Source organism: Streptomyces sp. NBC_01233 (genome assembly GCF_035989305.1).
In the GTDB taxonomy this organism is placed as follows: domain Bacteria; phylum Actinomycetota; class Actinomycetes; order Streptomycetales; family Streptomycetaceae; genus Streptomyces.
The window spans coordinates 4,625,571-4,637,408 of record NZ_CP108514.1; the positions used below are offsets into that span (position 1 = coordinate 4,625,571).

At 72.2% G+C, this 11,838-nt stretch carries 10 protein-coding genes; 9 read left to right on the top strand and 1 reads right to left on the bottom strand.

Annotated features, from left to right (window positions below):
• Window positions 1–2 precede the first annotated feature (2 nt).
• From OG332_RS21755 to OG332_RS21795, 9 genes are all read left to right on the top strand, one after another.
• A complete protein-coding gene (locus tag OG332_RS21755; RefSeq protein ID WP_327415031.1) occupies window positions 3–806 on the top strand; it encodes a 2OG-Fe(II) oxygenase in 804 nt (267 codons plus the stop codon).
• A 250-nt stretch (window positions 807–1,056) separates the two neighbouring features.
• Window positions 1,057–2,145 carry a 50S ribosomal protein L11 methyltransferase gene (locus tag OG332_RS21760; protein WP_327415032.1) on the top strand — a complete coding sequence of 363 codons (1,089 nt, stop codon included), beginning with the start codon at window positions 1,057–1,059 and terminating at the stop codon, window positions 2,143–2,145.
• 64 nt (window positions 2,146–2,209) lie between these two features.
• Window positions 2,210–3,625 carry an iron-containing redox enzyme family protein gene (locus tag OG332_RS21765; protein ID WP_327415033.1) on the top strand — a complete coding sequence of 472 codons (1,416 nt, stop codon included), beginning with the start codon at window positions 2,210–2,212 and terminating at the stop codon, window positions 3,623–3,625.
• Window positions 3,616–3,993, top strand: a complete 378-nt coding sequence (locus tag OG332_RS21770; protein ID WP_327415034.1) for a Rieske 2Fe-2S domain-containing protein — start codon at window positions 3,616–3,618, stop codon at window positions 3,991–3,993. The genes OG332_RS21765 and OG332_RS21770 overlap by 10 nt, the downstream gene beginning before the upstream one ends.
• 141 nt (window positions 3,994–4,134) lie before the next feature.
• Complete coding sequence (locus tag OG332_RS21775; RefSeq protein WP_327415035.1) at window positions 4,135–5,385, top strand: ATP-grasp domain-containing protein; 1,251 nt, start codon at window positions 4,135–4,137, stop codon at window positions 5,383–5,385.
• Entirely contained in the window at window positions 5,382–6,710 is a 1,329-nt protein-coding gene (locus tag OG332_RS21780; protein WP_327415036.1) for an MFS transporter, read from the top strand. The genes OG332_RS21775 and OG332_RS21780 overlap by 4 nt, the downstream gene beginning before the upstream one ends.
• Before the next feature lie 42 nt (window positions 6,711–6,752).
• Entirely contained in the window at window positions 6,753–7,709 is a 957-nt protein-coding gene (locus OG332_RS21785; protein ID WP_327415037.1) for an alpha/beta hydrolase, read from the top strand.
• Window positions 7,696–8,973, top strand: coding sequence for an ATP-grasp domain-containing protein (locus OG332_RS21790; protein WP_327415038.1), 1,278 nt, complete (start codon window positions 7,696–7,698; stop codon window positions 8,971–8,973). The genes OG332_RS21785 and OG332_RS21790 overlap by 14 nt, the downstream gene beginning before the upstream one ends.
• Before the next feature lie 23 nt (window positions 8,974–8,996).
• The gene (locus OG332_RS21795; protein WP_327415039.1) at window positions 8,997–9,632 is read left to right on the top strand and encodes a LysE family translocator; all 636 of its coding nucleotides are present in this window, start codon (window positions 8,997–8,999) and stop codon (window positions 9,630–9,632) included.
• A 17-nt stretch (window positions 9,633–9,649) separates the two neighbouring features.
• Here OG332_RS21795 and OG332_RS21800 read toward each other — a convergent pair whose 3' ends face one another.
• Window positions 9,650–11,836, bottom strand: coding sequence for a BTAD domain-containing putative transcriptional regulator (locus tag OG332_RS21800; RefSeq protein WP_327415040.1), 2,187 nt, complete (start codon window positions 11,834–11,836; stop codon window positions 9,650–9,652).
• Window positions 11,837–11,838 lie beyond the last annotated feature (2 nt).

Below are 11,838 nucleotides of genomic sequence, written 5' to 3' on the forward strand. Positions count from 1 at the left end.
ACGTGAGCGCCTACGAGCCACCTCAGCTTCCGGGCTTCGACCTGCCCGGTCCGGCCTCCACCACGTCCTTCACCGCGTACGCACCGGAAGGCGCGCCGGCGACGGGTGGCGCGCCGGCCCTGGAGAACCTCGGCTGGCGGGCGCTGGCCGCCGAACTGGACAAGGAGGGAGTGGCGTTGACCCCGCCGCTGCTGACGGCCGGGCAGTGCGCGAACCTGCGGGAGCTCTTCGACGATCCCACCGCGTTCCGCAGTACGGTGACGATGGCGCGGCACCGCTTCGGCGAGGGCCTCTACCGCTACTTCTCCCACCCGCTGCCCGAGCTCGTCCAGAACCTGCGGGAGCAGCTGTATCCGCCGCTCGCCCGGATCGCCAACGACTGGGCGCGGCGGCTGGGGCAGCCGGCGTTCGCCCCCGAGTTCGACGGACTGATCGCGGCGTGCGCGGCTGCCGGGCAGCACCGCCCGACACCGCTCCTGCTCCGGTACGAGCGGGGCGGCTACAACTGCCTGCACCAGGACGTCTACGGCGATCTGACCTTCCCGCTCCAGGTGGCGATCATGCTCGACCGGCCGGACGAGGACTTCACCGGTGGAGAGAGCGTCTTCGTCGAGCAGCGCCCGCGCGCCCAGTCCCGCCCGCTCGTCAAGAGGCCCGCACAGGGCCAGGGAATGATCTTCACGGTCAGCCACCGTCCCGTGCGCTCGGTGCGCGGCTGGAGCCGGGTGACCCTGAGGCACGGGGTGAGCTCCGTGACCAGCGGGCAGCGCCACGTGCTGGGCGTCATCTTCCACGACGCCCGATAGCGGCGGAATCAACCGGCGCGGGGACCCGGTTTCTGCCGCCTGCTTCCAGTGAAGCGGCAGCACTGACACGTTCGCAGGTCAACCCCTACCCACCGGGAGTCAATGCCTGGCAGAACCGCCGGTACGACTGGAGGATCGCTGGAGTGTCGCACCACCGACCTTCCGTACGGTCGACTCTGCGACGGCGCGGGGATCTTGCCGGCCGCTCGTGCACCACGGTTGATCCGGCGGTTCAACGGGAGGAGCGAACATGCAGCAGGTCCAGGTCGCAGGGGGCGGCGCGACAACGGGGCACGATCCGGGACCGGGCGGTCCGGGTCCGTCGCCCACCAGCTCGCAGCACCGCCTGATCACGGCCTCGCTGCAGACGCTGGCGCAGCAGATGAACGAGATCGCCGAGCAGGCGTCCGCGCTGCTCACGACGCCGGCCGGCGGCGCGGCCACCGACTCCGAGGTCTTCGGGCGGATCGCCCGCAGAACCGTGCCCCGCTGGCACTTCGCGATGCTGAACGACGTCGAGCGCAACGAGGCCCTGGTCGGCGCCCTGGAGCGGGGCATACCGGCCGGGGCGACGGTCCTGGACATCGGTTCGGGGAGCGGGCTGCTGGCCATGGCCGCGGCGCGGGCCGGCGCGGCCCGCGTGATCACCTGCGAGATGAACCCGATGCTCGCCGAGGTGGCCCGCCAGGTGGTCGACGCCCACGGGTTCAGCGATGTCATCACGGTGATCGGGAAGCCTTCCAACCTGCTGGAGATCGGCCAGGACCTCGACGGCCCGGTGGACGTGCTGATCTCGGAGATCGTCGACTGCGGTCTCATCGGCGAGGGCCTCCTGCCGTCGATCCGGCACGCGCGCCGGCACCTGCTGAAACCCGACGGGATCATGCTCCCCTCCGCGGGCCGGCTCTACGGCCGCCTCGTCAGCAGCGAGGACATCCTGCGGCTCAACCAGGTCACGACGGCCGAGGGTTTCGACGTCTCCCTCATGAACGTCCTGGCCACCCGCGGGCACCTCCCGGTGCGGCTCAACACCTGGCCCCACCGGTTCCTGTCCGACACCGCGGAGGTGCTGGCGTTCGACCTGGCCGAGGACGACCTGGAGCCGGGTGAACGCCCGGTCGACCTGGTCCCGAGCGCCGACGGAGAGGCGCACGCCCTGGTCGTCTGGTTCGAACTGGACATGGGGAACGGCACCACGCTGTGCAACTCCCCGGAGAACACCCGCTCGCACTGGATGCAGGGATGGGTCCCCCTGGAGAAGCCGGTGCAGGTGAAGGCGGGTGAGACGGTCCCCCTCCGCCTCCGCTGGAGCGATTTCTCCCTCAGCGCGCACATCTGACCCACCCGGCCCGCCCACCAGGCACGCGGCCGCACGTCTTGCGATCCGGACCAAGGAGCACGCAATGAGTCACGTACCCGAGCACATCCCGTTCGAGCTCAGCGGCACCGCCCTGCGCGACGCCATCGTGCAGTACGCCACGAATCCGATCTTCCTCGACAACACGGACTGGCAGAACCACGACAACCCGTACCGGCGCCAGCTGCGGCCGCAGGTGCTCCCGTACCTCGACTTCGACAAGGTGCCGGGCCGGGAGAACATCCTCGACTACACCAGCCTGGCCACGCAGCGCCTGCTCACCTCCATATACGAGGCCGACCTGGTGTTCTTCCCCAAGTCCGGGCTCAAGGGCAAGGAGGAGGACTTCCGGGCGTTCTACAGCCCCGCCAACCGGGCGCTCGGCGAGCGGGTCCGCCCCGCCCTGGAGCGGTACGCCTTCGGCTTCCTCGACGACGAGGTCGAGACCTCGGGCAAGTGGACCAAGGCCAGCCTCGACAGCTACCTGGACTCCCTCGACATGGGCGGCGGCGAGGAGCGGACGCCGGTGGAGCAGGCCATCACCGGCTCCGGCGACCCCGAGCGCGCGGCGCGCATGTGGCTGGTGCAGTTCGCCGCGGACTTCTTCTCCGAGGCGTCGCCGATGATCCGCAACGTGCTCGGCTACTACGGTCCCGTCCAGTCCGAGTGGTTCAAGGTCGTCATCGACGAGTACGGCTACGGCGTGCACGACACCAAGCACAGCACCCTGTTCGAGCGGACGCTGGAGTCCGTCGGTCTCCAGGCCGACCTCCACCGGTACTGGCAGTACTACCTCAACAGCAGCCTGCTGCTGAACAATTACTTCCACTACCTCGGCAAGAACCACGAGCTGTTCTTCCGCTACGTGGGCGCGCTGTTCTACACGGAGAGCTCGCTGGTCGACTTCTGCCAGCGCGCCGACCGGCTGCTGCACGGCGTCTTCGGCGACTCCGTCGACACCACCTACTTCACCGAGCACGTCCACATCGACCAGCACCACGGCCGCATGGCCCGCGAGAAGATCATCGCGCCGCTGATCGAGGCCCACGGCGAGGGGATCATCCCCGAGATCGTCCGCGGCATCGAGGAGTACCGGGTGCTCCTGGAGGTCGCCGACCAGGACTTCTGCGCGCAGATCGCCTGGATGGACGACCAGCCGGAGCTCAAGAAGCTGCACGGCCCCGTCTACGAGGCCATCCGGGAGGGACGGGTGGAGGCGCCGGTGGCGCACCTGGTCGAGCCCTTCAACGAGCTGTCGAACACCCACTGCCACGAGGGCGACGAGCTCTGCCACATCGTCTCGGGCACCATGCGCTTCGAGAGCGGACTGGGCTCCTCGCTGACCCTGGAGGCCGGCGAGGGCGTCGTCATCCGGCGCAACCGGCTGCACGGCGCCGACATCCTGTCCGAGGAGTGCGTCTACGAGATCCACTCGGTGGGGGACTACCGCACATGCCTGTAGTGAGCTTCCCCGTCGCCGGGCGGGAGAACTGCGTGGTCGTCGCGGGCACCTCGTACGTGTACGCGACGGTCGACGGCCGGGGCTTCGTGATGAACGCCGAGTGCCCCCACCGGGGCGGCCCGCTGCACCTGGCCGGCGTGACGCCGGACGCCTCCCGGCTCGTCTGCCCCTGGCACGACCGCAAGACGTCCGCGGCGCGGCTGCGCGCCGAGATCCCGGCGGTACGGGCCGGCAGCCGGGTCACGGCGGTCTTCCCCGACAGCCGGCCGGCCGGACGGCCGGCGGTTTCCGGCCGGCCGTGCGGCGTCACGAGCCGCGAGTACCGGCCCCTGTCGCCCGAACTCGCCCGCCCGGGCGCGGCGGTCTGACCCCTTCCGGCCAAGTCCGGGGCCGGTGCAACGCCCCGGACCCGGCCGGTGTTCTACAGGTGATGGCGGGTGCGGGGCGGGGCCGTGAGGGGCCCGCACCGCACCCGCCGGACGCATGACGACGAACGAGGAGAGTGGACCATGGCGTGGGACGGGGAGAAGCCCCTTCTGCTGTTGATCGGGAGCAGCGGCCGGCGCAGCAGGGAGTTCATCCTGCGGACGGTGAGCCGGCGCTACGCGTTGTGGCTCCTCCAGCCCGCACCGGTGAGCTGGGAGGACCCGTACGTGGTGGGGAGCACGGTCGTCGACAACACCGACCCGCACGCCCTGGTCGAGGCCGCCCGTCAGGTGGCCGCCACCCACGAGGTGGCCGGGGTGTTCTGCTACGACGAGGGACTGGTCACGCCCGCCGCCCATGTGGCGCAGGCGCTGGGGCTGCCGGGCAACTCCCCCGAGGCGGTCACCGCCTGCCGGGACAAGAACGCCACCCGCATCGCGCTGGACGCGGCCCGGGTCGCACAGCCGGTCTCGATCGGCGTCCGCTCCCTGGGCGAGGCGCGGGCCGCGGCGGAGAAGATCGGCTTCCCCGTCGTGGTGAAGCCGCGCGGCCTGGCCGGCGGGATGGGCGTGCGCAAGGCCGACGGCCCCGAGGACATGGAGAACGCCTACCGGGCCGCCTCCGGCGCCTCCTACCCCGGAGTGCCCGTCTTCGACGTGTCGGTCCTGGTGGAGGAGTACGCCGACGGCCCGGAGATCAGCGTCGACGCGGTCTTCTTCGGCGGCGAGTGCGTGCCGCTCGTCGTGGCCCGCAAGCAGGTCGGCCTGGCGCCCTTCTTCGAGGAGACGGGCCACGAGGTCGACGGGGCCGATCCGCTGCTGACCGACCCCGAACTGCTGGAGGCACTGCGCGCCGCGCATGCCGCGCTCGACTTCCACACGGGAGTCAGCCACACCGAGTTCCGCATCACCGCCGGCGGTCTGCGCCTGATGGAGGTCAACGCCCGTCTCGGCGGCGACATGATCCCCTACCTCGGGCACCTGGCCACCGGCGTCGACGTCGCGATGGCGGCGGCCGACACCGCCGCGGGCCGCACGCCGGACACCACGGCGCAGCACCGCAAGGCCGCCGCGATCACGTTCCTCTACCCCGACGAGGACGTCGAGATCGAGGCCGTGACCGTCCACGAGGACCGCTTCGGTCCCGATGTGCACAGCGCCGAGGCCATGGTCGACCCGGGTGCGGTGCTGCGCCTGCCGCCCCGCGGCTACATCTCCCGCTACGCCCGCGTGATCGCCCTGGCCGACTCCGTCGAGCAGGCGCGCGCCGCGCTGCTGCGCACCCCGGAGATCGTGGAAGTCGCCTCCCGGCCGGTGGAGGTGCCGGCTCCGTGAGCACCACCGGACAAGGCTCCCCGGAGGGACGCAAGGCCGTCCGGCCTTCCGTCACCGAGACACTGAGGGGGATCCCCGGCCCGATCTGGCTGGTCCTGGTCGGCATGCTGATCAACCGGCTGGGCACCTTCCTCCAGATCTATCTGGTGCTCTACCTCACCGACAAGGGCTTCAGCACCTCCGCGGCCGCCTTCGCGCTCGGTGCGTACGGAGTGGGCTCGGTCGTCGGAGTCCTGGTCGGCGGTTCGGTCTCGGACCGGATCGGCTACGCGCGGACCATCGTCGGTTCCATGGCGTTCGCCAGCCTGCTCACCCTCAGCCTGGTCTACCTCGACACCCTGCCCCTGGTGATCGCGGTGGCCGCGGTGATCGGTGTGGTGGCCCAGGCCTACCGGCCCGCCTCCTCGGCGCTGCTGGTGGAAGCCACCCCCGAGGAGCACCACGTGATGGTGTTCGCCGTCTACCGGATGGCGTTCAACCTCGGCACCACCGCGGGCCCGCTGATCGGCGCCCTGCTCATCACCTACTCGTACAACCTGATGTTCTACGCCGAGGCGGGCGCGCAGGCGGGCTTCGCCCTGCTGGCGCTGGTCCTGGTCCGCACCGGCACGACCGCCGGTTCCGCCGGGCCGAAGCCGGAGGAGGGCAGCCGGTCGTACCTGGCCGTGCTGCAGGACAAGCGCTACCTGCTGTTCCTGCTGGCGCTGTTCCTCAACGCCGTCGTCTACATCCAGCACACCTCCGCCCTGCCGCTCCAGCTCAAGGCCGACGGCCACGGCCCGACCTTCTACTCGGTCCTGCTGTCGCTGAACGCGGCCATGGTCATCTGCCTGGAGCTGCTGTTCACCAAGTACGTGCAGCACCTCCCGGCCCGGTTCGCGGTCGCCCTGGGCATCGGTCTGGTGGGTGTCGGCATGAACCTGTACGTGGCCGGCCCCGGCATGGCCATGTTCGTCGTCGCGACGGTGGTGTGGACGATCGGCGAGATCGTCGGCACCCCGACCGCCTCCGCCTGGCCCGGCCGGGTCGCCCCCGCACACCTGCGGGGCCGGTACATCGCCGCCTGCGCGTTCCCGATGCAGATCGGCTACGCGGTCGGCCCGGTGATCGGCATCGCCGCCTGGCAGGCGTCGGCGGCCTCCGTGTGGTGGCTGTGCGGCGGCCTGACCGCGGTGGCGGTCGTCGCCATCCTCTTCGGCATGGCCGAACCGCCCGCCGCCGAGAAGGAGCGGGCCGCCGGGTCCGATCCGGCCGGCGCCCGTCCCGCCGAGCCGACCGGGGCGACCTCCGGCCCGGTCGCACCGGCAACCGCAGAAACCCCCTGAGCCCCCTCCCCGCCCCGTATCCGGAAGTGAGCGAAGCTGCCCATGCCCTACGCAGACGGCATCGAGAAGTTCGTGGAGACCGTCGACGGCGCCCTGCCACCCGACTTCTACACCTATCCCGTCGAACGACAGCGCGCCCTGTACGACGCGCTGACCGAGGTGCTGCCGATCCCGGTGCCCGAGGGGGTCAGCCACCGGGACGCGAGCGTCACCCACGGGGGCCGCACCGCCCGGATCCGCATCTACGAACCGGCCCGGCGCGCGGGCGACGCCGTGCTGTTCTACATACGCGGCGGCGGCTTCGTCATCGGCTCGCTCCACAGCCACCACAGCCTGGTCGCCGAACTCGCCGACCGTACCGGTCTGGTGGCGATCGCCCTGGACTTCGGCATGGCCCCGGAGAACCCGTACCCCGGGCCGCTGGAGGACTGCTACGCCGGACTGTGCGGAACCCTGGCCGACCTGCCCGCGCTCGGGCTCGACGGCATCGGCCCCGAAGCCGCGGTGCTCTGCGGGGAGAGCTCGGGGGCCAACATGGCCGTGGTCCTCTCGATGATGGCGCGCGACCGGGGCGGCCCCCGGCTGCGCGGCCAGGCGGTGATCAGCCCCGTGCTGGACTTCACCCGCTGGCGGCACGGCGGCGAGGACGCCCCCCTGCTGTCCGGTGGCGAGATGGAGTTCTACACCGCCTGCTACTGCCCCGAGCCCGAACAGGCGGAGAACCCGTACGTCTCGCCGCTGCTGACCGGCGAGTTCCACGACCTGCCGCCCGCCTACGTGGTGGGCTGCGAGATGGACTCGCTGCGCGTCGACGCCGAGAAGTACACCGCCCGGCTGGAGCAGAACGGGACGCCGGTGACGTACGTGATGGAGGAGGGCATGGTGCACGCTCCGGTGCGCGCCCGCCGCATCAGCGAACCCGCTGGTGAGTTCTTCGCGCGCTACTGCGACGCCGTGACCGCTCTGGCCGGAAAGGCGGCCGGCCGTGACGGACGCTGAACGCGCGGCGGGCGCACCGCGGGGCAGCGGGCCCTGCGTGATCGTCGACCCCTACTCCTCGGGAGCCCTCTTCGCGGAGCCGCTGACCGAGCACGGCGTGCCGGTGGTGGCGGTGGTGACGGGCCCCCGCCCGCCGGAGGCCTACGCCTCCTCCTACCGGCCGCAGGACTTCGCCGAGATCATCGTGTACGAGGGGGACCTGGAGCCGGTCGTGGAGCGGTTGCGGGAGCTGGACCCGCGAGCCGTCCTGGCCGGCTGCGAGTCCGGGGTGGAACTGGCCGAGCGCCTCGCCCCCCGGGTGGTGCCCGGGCGCAGCAACGTGCCCGAACTCGCGGCGGCCCGGCGGGACAAGAGCAGCATGGCGGCCGCCGTCGCGGCGGCCGGCCTGCCGGTCATCCCGCAGATCTGCACCGACGACGCCGAGGAGGTCGCGGCCTGGCTGGAGCGCGAGGGCCTGGCCGGGGCGGACCTGGTGGTCAAGCCGCCCAAGAGCGCCAGCACCGACGGCGTGATCAAACTGGCGGGCGGGAAGGACTGGAGGGCGGTCTTCGGCCGCCAGCTCGGCCGGACCAACCAGTTCGGCGAGACCGACGACCGGCTCATCGTGCAGAAGTTCGTCACCGGCACCGAGTACGTGATCGACACCTTCAGCCACGACGGGAAGCACGCCGTGGTCGACGTGTGCGCCTACCGCAAGGTCGACAACGGTCCGCACATGGCGGTCTACGACACCATGCGGTGGCTCTCCCCGGACGACCCGGCCATCCCGGGCCTCGCCGAGTACGTCTTCGGCGTCCTGGACGCGGTGGGCCTGCGCTTCGGTTCGGCCCACGTCGAGGTGATGGGCACCGCGGACGGGCCGCTGCTCATCGAGCTCGGCGCCCGCCCCCACGGCGGCGGCCAGCCGCGCTTCAACCGCAACGCCACCGCCGACAGCCAGATCGACCGGACGGTGCGCTGGCTGACCGGGGGCGAACTTCCCCAGGGGTACGAGCTGCTGCTGCACCAGATGTGCGTCTTCCACATCGCGCCCCGCACCGGCACCGTCTCCGGAACGGCGGCCCTGGAGGCCCTCCGCGACCTCCCGAGCCACCACTTCTCGGTCCAGAGCCTGAAGGACGGCGACCACGTCCGCGCCACCCGGGACCTGGTCGACAGCCTCAACTTCGGGTTCGTGATCCTCGCCCACCCCGACGAGGAACAGATCCGGCGCGACTACGAGGCCGTCCGAGCCGCGGAACGCCTCCTGTCCATCGAGGAGTAGAGATCAACACCGCCGCGTTCCTGGTGAGTTCCCTGATCGTGATCATGATGCCCGGCCCCGACCTCGTCCTGATCACCGGTCTGGTGCTGAACGGGTCCCTGAGGGTGGCCACCGCCGCCGCCCTCGGCATGATCACGGCCGGGGCCGCCCAGGCCGGGCTCGGTGCGGCCGGGCTGGCCGCGTTGCTCGCCGCCAGCCCGGAGCTGTTCGCGGCGTTCCGGTGGGCCGGCGCGCTCGTCCTGCTCGGATGGGCCGCGCTCGCCCTGCGGCGGTTCTCCCGGCCGGCCGGCGCCGAGGCCCCGGCGGCGCAGGCCCCGGCGGCCGGGGCCGCCGCGGTCCGGGTCGCCGCCTCGGCCGGGCCCCGCGACCGGCAGGCCTTCGTGCAGGGCCTGCTGTGCACCGGGTCCAACCCCAAGGTGGGCATCTTCCTGATGGCCTTCCTGCCCCAGTTCGTGCCCGCGGGCATGGCTCCCGAGGCGGGCGTCCCCCTGCTGGCCGCCTGCTACCTGGCCCTGGGGCTGATCTGGCTCCTCACCTGGATGAGACTGGTCCACCGGCTCGCCCGGCACCTGCGGTCCCCGCGCACGCTGCGGATCGCCGACGGGCTCACCGCCGTCGTGTTCGGTGTGTTCGCCGGCCGGCTGGCACTCGGCGGCTGACGTGGCCGCCGCCCGCGTCACACGGCATGCAAGCGCTCCGTGTCGCCCTGCAGCGCCAGTCTGCGCGCGTAGCGCAGGAGCGGAGCGGGGAGCGAGAACCGGCCGGGCACGCACTCGCGGAGCAGGCTCGCACCGACCAGGCGCCGCAGCATGTGCGTCGCCTCCATCGGGGTCGTGCCGGCCAGTTCCGCCATGGTGTAAGCGTTGGCGAGCCGCCCCTCGGTCTGCGCGAGCAGCCTGAAGCAGCGCCGCACGGGTTCCAGCAGGGACACGTAGGAGAGTTCGAACGCCGCGTGGGCCGCGGCGAACAGGTCGTCGCTCGCGACCGGCAGGTCCGAGAACGCCCCGGCCTCCTGCAACTCGACGCAGAGCTGGGCGATCCCGCTCCCGGGGTACTCCGCGAGCCGGGCCGCGAGGAGCCGGATCGCCAGCGGGAGACCGCCGCAGTGCCGGACCAGCGCCATCGCGGCCAGCGGCTCGGCCTCCACCCGGCCGCTGCGCAACAGCCGGCCCAGCAGCGCCAGCGCCTCGTCCCGGTCGAGCACGTTGAGGTCGAGCCGGGGCACACCGTCCCGGGCCACCAGCCCCGGCAGGGTGTTGCGGCTCGTGACCAGGACCGCGCACCTCGCCGTCCCCGGGACGAGCGGCCGGATCTGGCTCTCCTCGCGCGCGTTGTCCAGGACGATCAGCATCCTCCGGTCCGACAGCAGGGTGCGGTACAGGTTCGCGGCTTCGTCGAGAGTGTCGGGGATCTCCCCGTCCGGGACGCCCAACGCCCGTAGAAAGGAGGCGAGTACCTCCTCGGGGCGCAGGGGACGCCGGTCGCCGTAGCCGTGCAGGTCGCCGTACAGCTGGCCGTCCGGAAAGCGCTCTCGGACCAGGTGTGCCCAGCGCACGGCGAGTGCCGTCTTGCCCACCCCGGGGAAACCCGTGATCAGCGCCGCCGGGACCTGCCCGCCGCGCTCGCAGGTGGGCAGGAGCAGCCGGTCCAGCTGGTCCAGCTCGGCGCCGCGCCCGACGAAGCCCGTGCTCGCGGCCGGCATCTGGGACGGCCGGGGCCTCGGCGGCGGCGCGGTGGCCGGCCGCCGTACGAGCGGTGCTCCCGCGCCGGACGCCGCCCGTTCGGCCACCGGTCCCGTCCTCGGCCACGGAAGCTCCTGGTGCAGGATCCGCAGATGGGCGCGCCGCAGTTCGTCGCCCGGCTGGACGCCCAGCTCCTGGTCGAGTCTGCGCGTCACCCCGGAGAAGACCCTCAGCGCCTCCTGCTGCTCCCCGCAGCTCGCCAGTGCCAGCATCAGCGACGCCTGGAGCCCCTCGTGCAGCGGCTCCTCCTCGCTGGCGCTGCGCAGCGCCTGCACCACTTGCCCGGGCCGGTGCAGCTGCAGGGCGAGGTCCGCGTACAGCAGGAGGCTCTCCACCCGCTGCCGGGCGGCCGCCGTGGCGGCGGGATGGTGCGGCAGCAGCGGTTCGCCCGCCAGGAGAGGTCCGCGCCAGCACTTGTAGGCGCGTCCGGCCAGCTCGTGGGCGGCCGCCGCGTCACCGGCCCCGTGCGCCTGCCGCGCCCGCAGCGACAGGTCCTGGAAACGGGTCAGGTCGACCTGGTCGCGGTCCAGGGCCAGTGCGTAGCCCGTGTGCGTGCGCGTCAGGAACGAGTCGGCCGGCACCCCCGTGGCGGAGTCGGAGGGGAGCAGCAGCCGGCGCGCCTGGCTGACGTACGTGTGGACCAGGCTCTGGTAGGAGCGCGGGGGGTCGTTCGGCCACAGGGTGTGGGTGATCTCCCCCAGGCTGGCCGGCTCCGGGTGCTGGAGTGCCAGCAGGGCGAGCAACCGCCGCACCTTGGTCGCTTGCACGGGCGTCTCGATGCCCCGGTACCGGACGGACAGCGGCCCGAGAATGCCGATCTGCAGACGTCCGTCGGCGGGGCGCCCGTCACCGGGGCGCACGGCATCGCGCGCGGGCGGCGAAAGCTGCCGCGCCGCGTCCGCGTCGAGGCCCAGCGCATCGGCCAGCAGCTGCAGCGTCCGTGTCTGCGGCCGGCGCACCCGGCCCTGCTCGATGTCGCGCAGCGTCCGCACGCTCACTCCGGCGCGTTCCGCGAGCTCGTGCTGGGGCAGGCCGGCCCGCCCCCGGAACGAGCGGATCCGCTCACCGAAGGACCAGCTGCAGTCCTCCGCGGATCTCGTCCCGAATACGCGGTTCTCCAACG

What these genes read in the sequence shown, in the direction of transcription:
- OG332_RS21785 (WP_327415037.1), top strand. Translation starts at nt 6,753, where the DNA reads ATGCCCTACGCAGACGGCATCGAGAAGTTCGTGGAGACCGTCGACGGC.
- OG332_RS21770 (WP_327415034.1), top strand. Translation starts at nt 3,616, where the DNA reads ATGCCTGTAGTGAGCTTCCCCGTCGCCGGGCGGGAGAACTGCGTGGTC.
- OG332_RS21765 (WP_327415033.1), top strand. Translation starts at nt 2,210, where the DNA reads ATGAGTCACGTACCCGAGCACATCCCGTTCGAGCTCAGCGGCACCGCC.
- OG332_RS21760 (WP_327415032.1), top strand. Translation starts at nt 1,057, where the DNA reads ATGCAGCAGGTCCAGGTCGCAGGGGGCGGCGCGACAACGGGGCACGAT.
- OG332_RS21775 (WP_327415035.1), top strand. Translation starts at nt 4,135, where the DNA reads ATGGCGTGGGACGGGGAGAAGCCCCTTCTGCTGTTGATCGGGAGCAGC.